Below are 15,920 nucleotides of genomic sequence, written 5' to 3'. Positions count from 1 at the left end.
TGCTATTCGTGCTGGAAGTCGGCCGGGCGGAACCAGGCGTTGACGCCGGTCTGGACGCTCTGGGCCGCACGGGCGGGGGTGGTCTCGCCGAGCCAGATCTTCTGGACCTGCTCGCCCAGGAGATCCGTGCCCGACGGCGAGCCGTAGCGCAGGTAGGCCGCGCCCAGGTAGGTGGAAGGCGTGGACTGGTAGCGCTGGTACATCTCGGCCAGCTGGGGATTCTTGAGCGTCACGCCGTCCCGGGCGGGGATGGTGCCCATGGCGTTGGCGTACAGGTTGGCGAACTCGGCGCCGGCGAGCCAGTTGAGCAGGACGGCCGCCTCGGTGGGGTGCGCGCTGCGCTTGGCCAGGGCCCAGCCGCCGTCGGCATAGCTGACGGTGACCGCCTTCGAGGGCCACTCCGCGTTGACCGGCACGTCGAAAGTCCCGTAATCGACCTCCGCGCCGAGGTTCGCGAACGTGGTGACCTGCCAGGCGCCTGACGGGAACATGGCCGCCCGGCCGGTCGCGAACAGGGTGACCGCCTCGTCGAGGGTGACCGAGGTGACGTTGTCGACCAGGTACGGCTGGATCTGCTCCAGCAAGCCGACGGCGGCCACGTTGTCCGGGTCGGTGAGGTTCTTCCTGCCCGCGATGAACGCCTGCTCGAAGTCACCGGCTCCGCGCCGCGCGTTGCCGAGGATCTCGGCGGCCAGCGAAATCTGCGCCGCCACGGACCCCGGGATGACGATGGGGGCGACGCCGGAATCCTTGATCTTCTGGGCGGCCGCGATGAGCTCGTCCCAGCTTGCCGGCACAGCGAGGCCGAGGTCAGCGAAGATCTTCTTGTTGTAGTACACCTGCGCGGTCTGGATGCCCTGCGGCACCGCGTAGAACTTCCCGTTCGCCTTGCCCTTGGCGCCCGCCAGGGCCGGCTTGCTGAAACCGCTCCAGTCCTTCACGACGTCGTCGAGCGGCACGATGTTGCCACTATCGGCGAAGCTGGACAGCACGCCGTAGGAGCGCAGCGCCACGATGTCCGGGCTTCCCGATCCGGCCAGCCCGGTGGTGAGCAGCGTCTCGTAGTTCTTGTCGAGCTGAGCCACCACCTCGACGGCGATACCTGGGTGGGTCTTTTCGAAGGCGTCGATGATGCCGGCCTTCTTGAAGGCGTTCATGGCCTCGTTGCTCCACGTCCACACCGTGAGACGCACCTCATTGGCCGACGCGCCGCTCCCGCCGCCGCAGGCACCCATGAACATCACCGCACTCACCGCAAGCGCCAGCCCTGCGATGAGCCGGCTACGCGGAGTCGTCCACGGCCTGGATCGTTGTCTCGCCACGTTAGCTCCCTGTCGGTTGCCGACCTCCGGTGATCACTTAAGAAAACCGGTTTTCTTCAGGCTGCACACGCTAATGTGTACGGCGAATCTCGGTCAACCCGTAACAAGCCAGAAATGTAGGGACGGCCGAACGGCCTTGATCTCCCGGGAGGGCACAGCAGGCCGACGAACCAGGGACAAGCTCCTGGCGTTACAAGATCGGAACTGTGCGTGGTCGTCGGCGCCTCGTGTGGACGCGTCTAACGGAACGATTCCGCCCGATGGAGAGGAACTCCATGGACGCCCCTGCCGACCAGACATCAGCGTCGGAGCCGTGACTACTCACGAACCTTGTCGAGTACCGTCGTGTCGTGGGAGATGATCACGTTTCTGCCTGGCCCGAGTGGTACGCCGCGCTGCCGGTGACAATCGCTTCAGCCGGGGTGTTGTTCTTTGACGGCGCGGGCCGGGTCATGCTCGTGCACACCAGCTATAAGGACGACTGGGACATACCCGGCGGAATCATCGAGACGGACAAGGGCGAGACTCCTGTCCGGGCGGCGCGCCGTGAAATAGCCGAGGAACTCGGGCTGGACATCGAGGTTGGTCCGCTGCTGTGCATCGACCAGGTCCCCGCCACCTCGAACCGGCGACCCATGCTGGCCTTCATCTTCGACGGTGGCGTCCTGCACGCTGAGGAGCTCGGCGGAATCCGCTTCATCGACAGCGAGATCACCGAGACCCGTTTCTGCACGGCGGACGAGGTCACCGAACTGGCGCCGCCGTCCCTGGCAAGACGCCTCGCCGCGGCGATCAAGGTCAGGGACGTGGGCGCGCAGTCCCCGATCTTCCTGAGTGACGGATCCTGACGGGCGTCGCCAACGGTCCCCGCAGTGCGCTGACGGGTGACGCTGGTGGCCTGGCGCGCAAGTGCTGCGGGCGCATTTCGCCATGGGCTCTTATGCCACAACCCTCATCCTGATAAATCCCGACATAAGGCGACTTCGTAGAAACTTGTGTTGCTTGTCCGAGTCGCTGTGGTAGAAAAGCACGTCGGGGGTCCCAGGTTTCCGTACTACTTCGCTCTCGCCGTTGATGTGTTCCCTTCGGCGTGAAGTGTACGCCCGTTCATTTACCGTACGTCTTCATATGGTCACGCGACCGACGCTGTTCATCTTCCGGAAAGTTCGGTCGCGGCGGCCATTGTTATCGGCATGTGATCCGGGGGCCTCAAATTTCCGTTCAAGTGAAGGGATTCGTGTGAAGCGTTTAGTCGTCGCGGCCGTCGTGGGCGCGGCCGTTCTGCTGGTGCCCGCTGCGCCCGCCGTCGCGAAAGCCGATCCGGTCAAAGCGCTGAAGGCGCGGTTCGCGACCGGCAAGGGCGTCAAGGTCAGCAACCTGACGAAGGTTTCCACCGGCGGGGAGGTGTGGGCCACCCTGCGCGAGGTCGGCTCCGTCGGTTTCGGGCGGAGCGGGGTCGCCGCCACCGATATCCAGGACAAGGCGCAGTACAGCAAGGCGTTCCTCGACGCGCTGCCGGAGGCCGAACGGGAGGAACTGCAGGCGACCCTGGGATTGACGCGGACGATTTCGACGTCCAAGTACGCGTACATTTCGGGGGCGCGGGTCAAGAATTACCTCCCAGAAGGGAAGACGTGGGTCCGGCGGTTCTCCGGCGCTCCCGTCCCCGGTTCGCTGCTGGTCAATCCGTTCGAGCCGCGTACGCTGGACAAAATCATCGACCGGGCCGGTTCGCGGCAGGGCAGCGTCCTCAAGGGCTGGATCTCCAGCTCGAGCCTGGCGAAGATTTCGCCGTCGTTCCGCGCCTCTTTCGGGAGCGGCAAGACCTCTGACGGCAAGGCCTCCAAGGTGAACTACACCGTGTGGCTGGATGCCCGCGGGCTGGTCAAGCGCGTGTACGCCACGATGACGATGCATATCGTGGACACCCCCCTCACGTACGCGACGGATGGTCGCGTGAGCGGATGGGGTGGGAAAGTGGTGATTTCCGCGCCGCCGGCGGGTGAGGTCATCGACGAGGGGCAACTCGCGGATGGCGCTCTCGACGACCCCAGTCCCGTTGAGCTGGGCTTCTGATCGGTCATCAGAAGGCCCCGAATATTCGGATGAACCCGGGAACTTAACCCGATAATGTAGTAAGTGCTTCAGGTGCGAAAGCTCCGGTTACTTCTCTTCAAACCAGACTGTACCGGCGCTGTCTCTGATCTCTGCAGCACCCAGCTTATCCGGGAACCACCGTCCGCATTTACTGAGGCTGTGCCGCGTCCGGGCGCCCGCAATTTTGCTGCCAGCCGTTGCGCGCGCCCGCGTCTGACCATCGTGTCCGACCTGTGACCAACTGACCTCCCGCCTTCTGAGTCCAACGGGGTGACGGGGAACACGCACGGGGGAGTAACGAGATGAAGATCAGGATTCTGGTGGCGCTGGCGGCCATGCTGGCCGCCGTGCTCGGGGTGCAGGGGACGGCGCAGGCCGAGTACGGGCACGGCGACAGCGTTCGCTACGCCTCGGCGAAGGGATGCGTCAAGAAGAACGGCGCCGTCCCGTGCGGGACATGGCGGCTGGTAACCCACCACGGCAGGGTGATCCTGCTGAAGGACGCCCAGCTCAGGGCACTCGATGCGAAGGGCAATCCGATGATCGGCATGACCGCGCCGGTGGCGGTCAGCGGCAACGGCCAGAAGATCGCCTATTTCAGGAAAGACGGGCGGCTGGCGGTACGGACTCTCAACGGCAAGGTCCGGCTGCTGCCCAAGAACACGCTGCCCAGCAAGACCGCCCAGCACCACGTGACGCTGCAACTGTCCGACGACGGCGTCGTGCTCGCGGTCACCGCCGCCAGGACGAAGCTGTTCGACACCGCCTCCAGCACGCGGCTCGGCCAGCTGCCCAAGGGCCGCTACTTCGTCGGCTTCAGCGGCGACGGTAAGAAGGTGCTGACCAGCAGCGGCGCTGACGACTCCCTGCGCGTCTACGACCTGTCCGGCCGCCTCCTGCGCCAGGGCAAGACACCGCAGCTGATCACCGACAACGGTCCGTACGGGCTGCACGCCGACGGCAAGACGATCGCCGTGCTGGTGGCCAACCGCAAGGTCGCGCTCTACGACCTGGAGTCCGGCCAGGTCACCGGCGACCAGCCGATCAAGCTGCCCAAGGACGGCACCGCGCAGGCGCTCGACTGGACCGGCGGCACCCAGGTGACACTGCACGTCTCGCAGGAGTCCGGGAGCGCCCCGACCCGGATGACGGTCCTGCAGCACGACGTGACCTCCGGCGCCACCACGGTCCGCGACAAGTACAAGCTGCTCAAGGACACCTTCGTCTACGCCTCCTGCGGCGGCTGAGACGTCAGGGATCTGGTTGAAGGACGCGGCGTCCTGGCGAAGTGGGTGCGGGCGACGGCGAGGACGGCGGTCTGCGAGGCGGCGGGCAGGCGGTCGAAGCGGGGCAGTGGCAGGCGGGGTCCTAGCGGGTGAGCCCGGTGATTGACGTGGCTCGTCAGGTGGGCGAAATCGTATGCCTGCATCGTGATGCTAGGCTCGACTGGATGTCTGAAGACCAGTCGGCCAAGCGGCCGGTGCCTACCATGCGTGACATCGCCGCCGCTGCGGCTGTCTCGCAGAGCACCGTGTCCCGTGTCCTCAGCGGCGCGCCCACCACCGTGCCCATCGCGCCGGAGACCCGCCAGCGGGTGTTGCGGACGGCCCGGGAGCTGGGCTACCGCCCCAACCCGCTGGCTCGCGGGCTGCGCGGCGCCTCGACGAACCTCATCGGCGCGGTGGTGCGCGACTTCAGCGATCCCTTCTTCGCCGGGGCGATCGAGGCGCTCGTGGTCGAGTCGATGGCGCACGGCTACAACGTCGTGCTGGGCCACGCGCCGGGCCGGCTGGGCGATGTGGCGGTCTCGCTGACCACCGTGCTGGAGACCCGGCACACCGATGCGGTGGTGCTGCTCGGTGACATGCAGGAGTATCCGCAGCTCCTGGTCGACCTGCGCAACTCGATCGTGCCGGTGGTCGCGCTCTGGCCGGGCACGAGCCCGCGCGAGTTCCCGACCGTTGACGCCGACGACCGGGCCGGCATCCGGGCGGGGCTGAGCCATCTGGTGTCCCTGGGACACGAGCGGATCGCCTTCGTCAACGCGGAGCTTCCCAATGAGTATCGGGCGCGGGAGGAGGCCTATCTCGAGTTCATGCGCGATCGGTTCGGCGCGGTGCCGCCGGGCTATGCCGAGCGCAGCCCGAGCACCTTGGCCGGCGGCGATGCCGCGCTGCGCCGCCTGATGGACCGGCCCGACCCGCCCACGGCGGTTGCCGCCTCGACCGATGTGGTGGCCGTGGGCGTGCTGCACGCCGCGCACAGCTTGGGCGTGACCGTGCCGGATCGCCTGTCGGTCGTCGGCTTCGACGACATTCTCATCGCGGCGCACACCGTGCCGGCGCTGACCACCGTGCGGATGCCGATATCGGAGATCGTCGGCTACGCGGTCACGCAGGCGGTCAGGCTGGCTCGGGAACCGGCCGATGTCCAGCGCCAGCCAGCTCTCGAGATCTTCAGGCCGGAGTTGATCGTGCGGGATTCGACCGCACCTCCGGTTCTGAGGTGAATGCCGGGATCCAGACCCGCATCGCCGCCACCCGCCGGTTCGCCCAGGCGAAGTAGGGGATCGCGCCGGCGGTGAGGTCCTCGCCAGAGCTCAGATCGACGACCGGGACGCTGACGCCGATCATCGCCGGCTCGATGTCGGGCCGTGGCACCTCCTGGGGCCGGCGGCCGCCGGCCCACGCCAGGTCCTCCAGCTCCGTCGAGGCCGGAGCGTCAACGGCTTCCAGGCAGTAGACCAGTGGACCGCGCTCGACGGCGACGCACCCGCGGATCGCGTCGGCGCGCCGGTCGGGCATGGTGACCCGGATCACCGGCTCGAGGTCGAGTACGACGCTGTCACCCGCGTCCCACTGTCGCGAATGCTGGACCACTGGTCCCGAGCGGCTCCACGCCGGCACCCGCAGCGAGAGCGTCCACGGCCGATCCGGCGTCTGGAGGACGCGGACGGTGACACGGCCCTGCCACGGGTACTCCGTCCGGATCGCGAGGCGGATGTCCCCGACCGTCAGGTCGGCGTCCGCGTACTGGTGGATCTGGATGCCGCCCTCGTCACCCGTGGCCAGGTAGTGGTGCCAGGAACTGAACAGGCGCATGAGATTGGGCGGGCAGCAGGCGCACGGGTACCACGGGGCGCGCCGGCCGTGCCCGACCGGCTCCGCGGCGCGGTGAGTCCGCCGCTGCAGCGGGTTGGTGTAGAAGAATTCCTCGCCGGAGAGCGAGATCCCGGAAAGCACGCCGTTGTACATGGCCCGCTCGATCGCGTCGGCGTATTCCGGCTCGCCGGTGGCGAGCAGCAGGCGCCAGGCCAGCATCACGCTCGCGATGGCCGCGCACGTCTCGGTGTAGGCGCGGTCGGGAGGCAGCTCGTAGGGGTCGCCGAAGGCCTCGTCGCGATGCCGGCTGCCCATCCCGCCGGTGAGGTAGGTCCTGCTCCGGGCCAGCTCGCTCCAGCGGCGCCGTACGGCGGCGAGCAGTTCCTCGTCGCCGAGTTCCACGGCGGCGTCGACCGCGCCGCAGTCCAGATAGAGCTGGCGGACGACATGCCCGGCGACGGTCGCCGCCTCGCGTACGGGCTCGTGGTCCTGCCAGTACTCGGGCCCGAAGCGCCCCGGACCGATCAGCCCGTGCCCGCGCAGCCCGAGCATGCGCTCGGCGAGCGTGAGGTAGCGCTCCTCGCCCGTGACCCGGGCAAGCTCCACCAGCGCCATCTCTATGCCCGGATGCCCATCGATGCCCGGCCTGCCGTGCGCGCCGAACTCGGCGTCGATATGGGCCACGGCGCGCGTGGCGACGGTGAGCAGCCGGTCGTCGCCGAGCCCTCGGTGCCAGGCGACCGCGGCCTGGATCAGATGCGCCACGCAGTAGAACTCGTGCCCCCAGGCCAGATCACCATAGGGGACGCCATTCTTGACCACCTGGACGAAGCTGTTGAGATAGCCGTCGGGCCGCTGCGCCGCGGCCACCACCCCGATCGCCTCCTCCGCCGCGGCGGTGAGAGCCGGATCCGTGCCACGAGCCAGCTCCCAGCCGACGGCTTCGAGCCACTTGTAGACGTCGGAGTCGAGAAACGGGAAGGTCGAGCCGCCGCTGTCGGACTCGGCCTGATACCGTCCCTGCCCGCCGGCGGCCAGCCGGAGATTGCCCAGCGCCCCGGATCGCTGGAGCCGGCCGAAGCCATGCATGATCGTCTTTTCGCGGTTGAGTCGCTGCCGGCGCGCCCAGAACCCGCCGACGATCTCCACATTGCCCGCTTCGATCGGGCACAGCCGCTGTTTCGCCGCCGCGGTCGGCCACACGCTGCCTGCGTTCATTTGATGGCTCCGCTCATCAGACCCGACACGTAGTACCGCTGAAGCAGGAAGTAGACGAGGACACACGGGATGATCGAGATGGTGACGCCGGCCTGCAGCATGCCCCAGTCCGTGCCGCCGAGGCTGGTCTCCGTCCTCGACGTGGCGAGGATCAGCGGCAGGGTGAATGTGGAGCTGCGGCTCATCATCACCAGCGCGCCGAGGAATTCATTCCAGGACGTGATGAAGGCGAAGAGCGCGGTGGTGACGATCGCGGGCACAGCCGAGGGGATGAAGACCCAGCGCAACGCCTCCCACGACGAGGAACCGTCCATGATGGCCGCTTCCTCCAGTTCCCTGGGTATGGCGCTGAAGCTGTTGCGCAGCACGTACAGGCTGAACGGCAGTTGGATGGCGGTGTGCAGGATCGCGAGGCCGACCAGCGAGTTGGTCAGGCCGATCTTCGCGAACATGAGGAACATCGGCGTGAGCAGAGCCTGGTAGGGAATGATCAGCGCGAGCAGCAGCACCACGAAGATCACCTCTTTGCCCGGGATGGGGAAGCGCGCCAACGCGTAGGCCGCGGGAACGGTCAGCAGCAGCGCGAGCACGATGGCCAGCAACGCCGTGCCCAGACTGTTGGCGAGGTAGACCGGCAGTCCCTCCTGGTAGCTCCACAGCCGCGCATAGCTGTCGAAGCTGAGCCCGTGCGGGAAGTAGGTCGGCGGGGAGGCGGCCGCCTCTTCGGTCGGCTTCACCGAGGCCAGGATCGACATCGCCAGCGGCATCAGCATGACGGTGCAGACGACGAGACAAGCCGCCGCCACCAGGTACTTCCCGCGTCCCTTCACTGGTGGCTCCGGCGGGTCAGCAGCAGCTGGATCACGGTGAAGACGAGGATCGTGACGGCCAGGATCATCGACAGGGCGGCGCCGTACCCGAGTTTCAGGTAGGGGAAGGAATTCAGGTAGATGTAGAAGACCGAGGTCGCCGTCTCATTGCGCGGCTGACCGGCGGTCATGATGTAGAACTGGTCGAAGGCGAGCAGCGAGCCGATCACGCTCACCAGGGTCACCAGCAGGACGGTGCGCAGGGTCAACGGCAGGATCACCCGGGTGACCCGCTGCCAGTGGCTCACCCCGTCGACGAGGGCGGCCTCGACCACGTCCGTCGGCACGGCCTGGATCGCGGCGACGAACAGGATCATCCCGAAGCCGATCACCTTCCAGACCACGGAGGCGCTGATCGCGACGCTGGAGACCGTGGCGTCCACGCCCAGCCACAGCACGGGCTTGTCGATGACCCCCAGATCGAGCAGGGCCCGGTTCACCAGACCGAAATCGGTGCTGAAAAGCCAGTACCAGAGCAGGCTCGACACCCCGAGACCGATCACGACCGGGATGAAGACCACCGTGCGGGTGACCCGGCGCAGGACCGTGTTCCGGGCGGTGAGCAGCGCCAGCAGGTAGCCGCCGATGATGAGGACCGGAGTGATGAGCGCGGCGTAGAGCAGGGTGAAGCGGAAGGAGACCCAGAACTGGGTGTCGCTGAAAGCCCGCTCGTAGTTCGCCAGCCCGACGAATCTCGGCGGGGACAGCAGGGACCAGTTGTGCAACGACATCCAGGCCATCTGCGCCAGGGGATAGGCGGTGAAGGCGAGCACGAAGAGCAGTGCCGGTGCGAGGTAGGCGAATCCGACCAGACGGCCGCGTGGGCCGTGGCGCATGGCAGCTCCTCCTGGGGAGTAAGGTGCCCGCCGGACGATGGGCCGCCCGGCGGGCACGGGTCTACGACCGGCTTGCGATGGCCTTCATCTCGGTTTTGGTTTCGGCGATGACGGTGTCGAGATCGTCGTCGCTGTAATAGGCGCGCTGCAGCATCTTCAGCCACGGCCCTTGCGGCGAGTTGATCTGCTCGAAGAACGTGACCGTGTACGGCGTGCGCCCCACCGTGAGCGCCTTGGCCACGTCGCGCACGAGCGGCTCGGCCTCGAAGTACTTGTTGTCCACCATGTCGGTTCGCGTGGTGAGGTTGAGCGCCTTGGCGTAAACCTCGACCTGTACCTCGTCGGAGAGCAGGAACTTCATCACGTTGACCGCGTCGTTGACCCGCTTGCTCCCCTTGGGAATCACCACCAGGTCGCCGCCGATGAAAGACGCCGAAGAATTCGGTGCGACTCCAGGCAACAGGGCGATGCCGAACTTCATCCCGGGATTCTGCTGGCGCGCCAGCGTGATGTTGAAATTGCCGGTGCCCATCATGCCGACCTTGCCCGAGCCGAACTGGAGGTGGAACGTCTCCCCGTTCTCTGTACGGCTTCCTTCGGGCACGTTGCCGGCTTTGACCATGTCGCGGGTGAACTGCAGCACCTGCTTGACGCCATCGCCGACCAGCGGCTCGTCTCCTGGGCCTGCCGCCTCGATCGTCGCCCCCGAGGCCCACATCAGCGGACCGACGGTGAAGATGTTGCAGCCGGCGCAGTTGCCGGGCAGGTAGTAGCCCTTGACGCCCCCGCCCAGCGCGGTGATCTTGTCCGCGTAGCTACGCAGCTCGGCCAGGCTCGTAGGCGGCTTGTCCGGGTCGAGCCCGGCCCGAGTGAAAAGATCCTTGTTGTAGAAGAGGGCGGACACATCCGCATAGAGGGGCACCCCGAAGAGCCGGTCCTGGAAGGTCGCCACCGTCATGTGCCCTTCGCTGGCGGTCTTCAGCTCTGGCCAGTCCTTGATCTGGTCGGTGATGTCGACCAGCTGCTGTTCCTTTTCGAACTGCGGGGCGTAGATCAGGTCCATGCCCATCAGATCGGGCACATCGCCCGAGGCGACCCCCTGGGCGATCTTCCCCACCATCTCGGTATGGGGGATGTAGGTCAGATTGATCTTGCAGTCGGGGTTCTTGGTGTTCCACGCCTCGACCAGCATGTCCACCATCTGCTTGTTGCCGCCTGAGCGCTCCCACATCGTCAGGGCGCCTTTGCTGGCACATGTCGTTGTCGCGGCCTGCGCCGCCTGACTGGCCGAGGGGGGCGACTCCTCCTGGCCGCAGGCGGCGGCTGCGAGCAACAGCGCCACTGCGGCCGCCCGGACAGGCCACCTGGGACGGTTCCTCATTTGCCAGGCTCCTCTCGTCGGAGTGTGAACCGGTGTTGACATGACCCCCTGCTGCTGGCAACGTAACTGAAATGAATACGATTGCATACAACCGTATTCATTTCGTAATCCAGCTCGCCGGGTATCGCTCGCAGGCGCTCGCACGGCGAGTTGTTAACGCAACCACGGCCAATCGCCAGGTGACATATGAGGCAGGATCATGAAAGACATCCATCCGAAGGTCGAGGAAGCCCTCGACACGCTTAACCTGAACCGCGTCGCGCGTCGTCGCCTCCTGACCGGAGCCGGCCTGGTCAGCGCCTCGGCCGCCGCGACCGCGCTGCTCAGCGCGTGCACCAGTGACTCGGGCGGGAACGGGCCCGCCGCCTCGGGAAGCGCTGCGGCAGGGGCCGGCGACTTCCCGTCCACGCCCAGGTGGAAGTTCACGCTGGTCTGCCACGTCACCACGAACCCGTTCTTCACCCCCACCCAGTACGGCGCGCAGGACGCGTGCGCCCTGCTCGGCACCGAGTTCCAGTGGACGGGCTCGAGGGACTCGATCGTGGCCGAGATGGTCAACGCGTGTAACACGGCGGTCTCGGCCAAGGTCGACGGGCTCGCCGTGGCCGTGGTGGACAAAGCCGCGTTCCGGGACCCGGTGAACAAGGCGCTCGACGCGGGCATCCCAGTCATCTCGTACAACGCCGACGGCGCCCGCGACGACAAGGGCACCGCGCGGCTGGCCTACGTCGGGCAGGGGCTCTACGAGTCCGGGTACGCCCTGGGCCAGCGGGCCCTGCAGCAGCTGGACTCGGGGGAGGTCGCCGGCTTCATCGCCACCCCCGGCGCGCTGAACATCCAGCCCAGGATCGACGGCGCCCAGCAGGCGATCAAGGACTCGGGCAAGCCGATCACGTTCACCCCGATCGGCACCAACGCCGACATCACCAAGGGCCTGTCCATCATCGACGCCTACGCCCAGGGCCATCCAGACCTGGCCGGGATGCTCGCCGTCGACGCGGGGTCCACCCAGTCGGTGGGGCAGACCGTCAAGAAGTACGGCATGCGCGGCAAGGGCCTCAAGGTCGCGGGCGGCTTCGACCTGGTGCCGGAGACGCTGGCCGCCATCAAGGACGGCGACCTGGACTACACCATCGATCAGCAGCCCTATCTGCAGGGCTTCCTGCCCGTGCTCTACCTGTATCTGTACAAGCTCTCCGGAGGACTGCTCTTCCCCTCCGAGACCAACACGGGACTGCTCTTCGTGACCAAGGACAACGTCGGCCCGTACCAGACGACCAAGACCCGCTTCGAGGGTTCCGACACCGCGCAGAAGGTCGTCGAACGCTCCGGCGCCATCGCCCATGCGTAGGGTCCGCGAGGAGTTCCTGCGGCACCGGGAGGCCAGCGTCCTGGTGGTGGCGCTGGGCCTCGGGCTGTACTTCATGTCGGTGACGGACGTCTTCCTGTCCGCCGCCAACCTGGTCAACATCTCCCAGGCCATGGCTCCCGCGGCGATCGTCGCGTGCGGGACGGTCCTGCTGCTGGTCAGCGGCGAGATCGACCTGTCGGTGGGGGTGGTGGCCGCGCTGGCGCCGTTCATGATGCACTACGCGATCGACTTCTGGGGGGTGCCCGCGATCCCGGCGATACTGCTGGCCTTACTGACCGGGACCCTGATCGGGTTCGGCAACGGGTTCGTCACCGTGGTGCTGCGGGTGCCGTCGTTCGTGACCACGCTGGGCACCCTGTACTTCGTCACCGGCGTGGTGCTCACCACCTCGCACGCCTACCCGGCCGAGATCCCGGGACCCGTCGACGGCGCGATCGGCGCGTGGCTCGGGGCGGCCGACTGGGCGCATCTCGGCTGGGCCCTGGTCATCGTGGTGTTCCTGCACGTCGTGCTGACCAGGACCCGGTGGGGACTGCACACGGTCGCGGTCGGCGGCAACCCGCTGGGCGCCGCGGAGGCGGGCGTGCGCACCGCCCGCATCAAAATAGGAAATTTCATGATTGCCGGGACGCTGGGGGCCTTCGCCGGGCTGATCGAGGCGTTCCGGATCCACACCATCGACCCCAACATCGGCGGCGGCACCGGTCTGATGTTCACCGCGGTCTCGGCCGCGGTCATCGGCGGTACGGCTCTCGCCGGCGGCTCGGGCACGATCGTCGGTGGCGCCCTCGGCGCGCTGGTGCTGGCCGTGCTCCAGAACGGGATGAACCTCATCGGCATCTCCGCCAACCCTTACTTCCTCATCCTTGGGCTCGCCATCCTCGTCTCCATGATCGCCAACGTGTATCTCACCCGGCTGCGAAGGGCGGGCAGGACATGACCCCGGTCCTCCAGATGGAGCGCGTCGCCAAACGGTTCGGCGCGGTGACCGCGCTGCGGGAGGTCAACCTGAACCTGGCGGCGGGCGAGGTCCTCGGGCTCATCGGCGACAACGGCGCGGGCAAGTCCACGCTGGTGAAGCTCCTGTGCGGCTTCCACCAGCCGGACTCGGGCCACATCCTGCTGGACGGCGAGGAGGTGACGCTGAAGTCGGTACGGCAGGCCAGGGCGCTCGGCATCGACATCGTCTACCAGGACCTCGCGCTGATCAACGAGCTCAGCGTCTACCACAACATGTTCCTCGGCCGGGAGCACGTCGGGTTCGCCCGCCTGCTGAGCAACCGCCGGATGCGCGGGCTCGCCCGCGAGCACCTGGACGCCATGGGCGTCCGCATCCCCTCGGTGGACGTCGAGGTCGCCAAGCTCTCCGGCGGCCAGCGGCAGGCGATCGCCGTCGCCCGCTCGGTCTACTCGCGGTCGCGGATCCTCCTGCTCGACGAGCCGCTGGCCGCCATGGGCGCCAAGGAGGGCGCCCTGATCCTCGACCTGGTCAGGGACCTCAAGGCGCGGGGCGAGGTGTCCATTGTGATCATCGCGCACAACTACGCCCAGATCCTCGATGTCTGCGACCGGGTCAACCTCCTCCAGCACGGCACGATCACCTTTGACAAGCCCACGGCGGAGACCTCGCTCCAGGAACTCACCGACCTGGTCGTGGCGGAGTACCGCAAGGCCCGTACGAGAGGAGGCTCGCCATGACCGACCTGCGGGTGGGAGTCGTCGGGCACGGTTTCATGGGCAGGGCGCACGCGCACGCCTGGCGGAGCGTGGGGCACTTCTTCGACCTGCCGCTGAGCCCGCGGCTGTCGGTGCTGTGCGGACGCTCGCCCGCGGTCGGGGCGGCGGCCGTACGGCTCGGCTTCCCCGCCTGGGAGACCGACTGGCGGCGCCTGGTCGAGCGCGACGATGTGGACCTGGTGGACATCTGCACCCCCGGGGACACGCACGCGCCGATCGCGATCGTGGCCCTGCGCGCGGGCAAGCACGTGCTCTGCGAGAAGCCGCTCGCCAACTCGGTCGCCGAGGCCGAGGCCATGGTGCGGGCGGCCCGGGACGCGCCAGGGCTCGCGATGGCCGGGTTCAACTTCCGCCGCCTGCCCTCGGTGGAGTTCGCGCGGGAGCTGGTGGCGAAGCGGGCGGGCGAGATCAGGCATGTCCGCGCGGCGTACCTGAACGGCTCGCTCGTCGACCCCGAAGCGCCCATGGCCTGGCGGCTGCGCGTGGAGGAGGCGGGCAGCGGGGCCTTGGGCGATCTCGGCGCGCACGCGATCGACCTGGCGCAGCACCTGGCGGGCGACCTGATCGCCGGAGTGTCGGGGATCACCCGCACCTTCGTCCCCGAACGACCCCTGGCTGACGGCGGCGGCCGGGGGAGCGTGACGGTGGACGACGCGGCCGCCTTCGTCGCCCGCTTCTCCCGGGGAGCCCTCGGCGTCTTCGAGGCGACCCGCTACGCGGACGGGCGCGCGGAAGGCCTCCGCGTCGAACTCGACGGCTCGCTCGGCAGCGTGATCTTCGACCTCGGCTCGCCCAACGAGGTGTCGTTCCTGGACGCCACCGACCCGCCCGCCGAGCGGGGCTTCCGGCGGATCAGGGTCGCCCATCCCGCGTGGTGGTATTCCCACGCCATCGGCTACGAGCACACCTTCACCCACCAGGCGCGGGACCTCGTCGAGGCGATCGGATCCGGCGTGCGGCCCACGCCGTCGTTCGAGGACGGGCTGCGGGTCCAGCGGGTGCTCGACGCGGTGGCCACCAGCTCGGGCGACTGGCGGGACGTGCTCACATCCGGCGTCGACGGTTGTTGAAATGGGGTCTTGACGGGCCTATAACGCTTCGAATTCGGTGACGGTTACCCTAGAGTGGGACCACACGTCGCGTGACACGTTGTGATATCGCGGGTACTATTCGGCTTGCCGGAAGGACACATTTAACGTCGCCCGTCGAGGTGCACTCACGGGTAGAGCTGGATGGCTAAGACGTCGGAGACTGCGTTTCCCGCTCTCGATTGGGCCAGAGCATCAGATCTATCTTCTCATCCACGTTCTGCTGTTCGTGGGCGGGCTCCTGATAGGTCAATTAGGAGAGCCGGTATGGCTTGCGGTTGGTACCTCGATCAGTGCGACAGGTGTTTGCGGTTGGGTCATTTTTCTCTGGCTGCGCCTGAGTGAGCAGAGCGGCATACGTGCGAAGAGGATTCAGCAGGTCGGAATAGTCGACGCGTTCCCGGCGTAAATATTCAGGCTTGGCACGTAGTGTGATGACGGCGCCCTCCCATCCTGTTTGATGTGACGGTCTGTGAAGTTGATCAGTGCGGGCGGATCTGGTGGGATCATCGAGTGTCCGCTCTGGAGGAGATGTCCCGCGATGAGCTGATCGTGCTCGCGCGCGCTCAGCAGGGGCAGATCACGCGGCTGGCCGAGCAGGTGTCGCGGGTCGCGGAACTGGAAGAACAGAGCGCCGAGCTGGCGGCCATGAACACCGAGCTGGCTGAGCGCCTGGCGCGGTTGGAGCGGCTGATCTCGCGTAACAGCGGGAACTCGGGGATGCCGCCCTCCAGCGATGATCAGCCGGGTAAGCCGCCGCCGAAGGACAAACGGGCAGGCCAGAAGATGGGCGGTAAGCGCAAGCCCGGGAAGCAGCCCGGTGCCGAGGGCCGGTATCTGGCCTGGCGCGCCGATCCCGGCGAGGTCGTGCCGCACTTCCCGTACGGGACGTGCGTGTG

Annotated in this window: 14 protein-coding genes; 9 read left to right on the top strand and 5 right to left on the bottom strand. The window is 67.3% G+C overall.

What is annotated here, in order from left to right:
• Positions 1-2: 2 nt before the first annotated feature.
• Positions 3-1,322, bottom strand: coding sequence for an extracellular solute-binding protein (locus tag Amac_RS46465; RefSeq protein ID WP_155360846.1), 1,320 nt, complete (start codon positions 1,320-1,322; stop codon positions 3-5).
• 350 nt (positions 1,323-1,672) lie between these two features.
• On the opposite strand from Amac_RS46465, the gene Amac_RS46460 reads away from it, so the two are divergent.
• The 4 genes from Amac_RS46460 to Amac_RS46445 all read left to right on the top strand — a co-directional run bounded on the left by Amac_RS46460 (position 1,673) and on the right by Amac_RS46445 (position 5,928).
• Complete coding sequence (locus Amac_RS46460) at positions 1,673-2,170, top strand: NUDIX domain-containing protein (RefSeq protein WP_218041692.1); 498 nt, start codon at positions 1,673-1,675, stop codon at positions 2,168-2,170.
• A 280-nt stretch (positions 2,171-2,450) separates the two neighbouring features.
• Positions 2,451-3,398, top strand: a complete 948-nt coding sequence (locus Amac_RS46455; RefSeq protein WP_155360845.1) for a hypothetical protein — start codon at positions 2,451-2,453, stop codon at positions 3,396-3,398.
• A 323-nt stretch (positions 3,399-3,721) separates the two neighbouring features.
• Entirely contained in the window at positions 3,722-4,666 is a 945-nt protein-coding gene (locus Amac_RS46450; RefSeq protein WP_155360844.1) for a WD40 repeat domain-containing protein, read from the top strand.
• 203 nt (positions 4,667-4,869) lie between these two features.
• Positions 4,870-5,928, top strand: a complete 1,059-nt coding sequence (locus tag Amac_RS46445) for a LacI family DNA-binding transcriptional regulator (protein ID WP_155360843.1) — start codon at positions 4,870-4,872, stop codon at positions 5,926-5,928.
• Here Amac_RS46445 and Amac_RS46440 read toward each other — a convergent pair.
• From Amac_RS46440 to Amac_RS46425, 4 genes are all read right to left on the bottom strand, one after another.
• On the bottom strand, positions 5,876-7,738 hold the full coding sequence (locus tag Amac_RS46440) for a glycoside hydrolase family 127 protein (protein WP_155360842.1): 1,863 nt from the start codon (positions 7,736-7,738) through the stop codon (positions 5,876-5,878). The genes Amac_RS46445 and Amac_RS46440 overlap by 53 nt on opposite strands.
• Entirely contained in the window at positions 7,735-8,568 is an 834-nt protein-coding gene (locus Amac_RS46435; RefSeq protein WP_218041691.1) for a carbohydrate ABC transporter permease, read from the bottom strand. The genes Amac_RS46440 and Amac_RS46435 overlap by 4 nt, the downstream gene beginning before the upstream one ends.
• On the bottom strand, positions 8,565-9,443 hold the full coding sequence (locus Amac_RS46430) for a carbohydrate ABC transporter permease (RefSeq protein ID WP_155360841.1): 879 nt from the start codon (positions 9,441-9,443) through the stop codon (positions 8,565-8,567). The genes Amac_RS46435 and Amac_RS46430 overlap by 4 nt, the downstream gene beginning before the upstream one ends.
• A gap of 61 nt (positions 9,444-9,504) precedes the next feature.
• The gene (locus Amac_RS46425) at positions 9,505-10,824 is read right to left on the bottom strand and encodes an ABC transporter substrate-binding protein (RefSeq protein WP_155360840.1); all 1,320 of its coding nucleotides are present in this window, start codon (positions 10,822-10,824) and stop codon (positions 9,505-9,507) included.
• Between the two features lie 199 nt (positions 10,825-11,023).
• Here Amac_RS46425 and Amac_RS46420 point away from each other — a divergent pair, with 199 nt between their 5' ends.
• From Amac_RS46420 to Amac_RS46400, 5 genes are all read left to right on the top strand, one after another.
• Positions 11,024-12,175, top strand: a complete 1,152-nt coding sequence (locus tag Amac_RS46420; protein WP_155360839.1) for a sugar ABC transporter substrate-binding protein — start codon at positions 11,024-11,026, stop codon at positions 12,173-12,175.
• Entirely contained in the window at positions 12,168-13,136 is a 969-nt protein-coding gene (locus Amac_RS46415) for an ABC transporter permease (protein ID WP_155360838.1), read from the top strand. The genes Amac_RS46420 and Amac_RS46415 overlap by 8 nt, the downstream gene beginning before the upstream one ends.
• The gene (locus Amac_RS46410) at positions 13,133-13,894 is read left to right on the top strand and encodes an ATP-binding cassette domain-containing protein (protein WP_155360837.1); all 762 of its coding nucleotides are present in this window, start codon (positions 13,133-13,135) and stop codon (positions 13,892-13,894) included. The genes Amac_RS46415 and Amac_RS46410 overlap by 4 nt, the downstream gene beginning before the upstream one ends.
• A complete protein-coding gene (locus Amac_RS46405; protein WP_155360836.1) occupies positions 13,891-15,003 on the top strand; it encodes a Gfo/Idh/MocA family protein in 1,113 nt (370 codons plus the stop codon). Before Amac_RS46410 ends, Amac_RS46405 begins: the two co-directional genes overlap by 4 nt.
• A 531-nt stretch (positions 15,004-15,534) precedes the next feature.
• Positions 15,535-15,920, top strand: a 386-nt coding sequence (locus Amac_RS46400; protein WP_246268964.1) for a DUF6444 domain-containing protein, incomplete at its 3' end; no start/stop codon positions are given.

The sequence above is a fragment of the Acrocarpospora macrocephala genome, assembly GCF_009687865.1.
GTDB lineage: Bacteria > Actinomycetota > Actinomycetes > Streptosporangiales > Streptosporangiaceae > Acrocarpospora > Acrocarpospora macrocephala.
The sequence above is the reverse complement of the archived record's forward strand: the minus strand, read 5'-3'. Positions and strand labels throughout refer to the sequence as shown.

What these genes read in the sequence shown, in the direction of transcription:
- Amac_RS46420 (WP_155360839.1), top strand. Translation starts at nt 11,024, where the DNA reads ATGAAAGACATCCATCCGAAGGTCGAGGAAGCCCTCGACACGCTTAAC.
- Amac_RS46430 (WP_155360841.1), bottom strand. Translation starts at nt 9,443, where the DNA reads ATGCGCCACGGCCCACGCGGCCGTCTGGTCGGATTCGCCTACCTCGCA.
- Amac_RS46450 (WP_155360844.1), top strand. Translation starts at nt 3,722, where the DNA reads ATGAAGATCAGGATTCTGGTGGCGCTGGCGGCCATGCTGGCCGCCGTG.
- Amac_RS46455 (WP_155360845.1), top strand. Translation starts at nt 2,451, where the DNA reads ATGGTCACGCGACCGACGCTGTTCATCTTCCGGAAAGTTCGGTCGCGG.
- Amac_RS46405 (WP_155360836.1), top strand. Translation starts at nt 13,891, where the DNA reads ATGACCGACCTGCGGGTGGGAGTCGTCGGGCACGGTTTCATGGGCAGG.
- Amac_RS46440 (WP_155360842.1), bottom strand. Translation starts at nt 7,738, where the DNA reads ATGAACGCAGGCAGCGTGTGGCCGACCGCGGCGGCGAAACAGCGGCTG.
- Amac_RS46415 (WP_155360838.1), top strand. Translation starts at nt 12,168, where the DNA reads ATGCGTAGGGTCCGCGAGGAGTTCCTGCGGCACCGGGAGGCCAGCGTC.
- Amac_RS46410 (WP_155360837.1), top strand. Translation starts at nt 13,133, where the DNA reads ATGACCCCGGTCCTCCAGATGGAGCGCGTCGCCAAACGGTTCGGCGCG.
- Amac_RS46425 (WP_155360840.1), bottom strand. Translation starts at nt 10,824, where the DNA reads ATGAGGAACCGTCCCAGGTGGCCTGTCCGGGCGGCCGCAGTGGCGCTG.
- Amac_RS46445 (WP_155360843.1), top strand. Translation starts at nt 4,870, where the DNA reads ATGTCTGAAGACCAGTCGGCCAAGCGGCCGGTGCCTACCATGCGTGAC.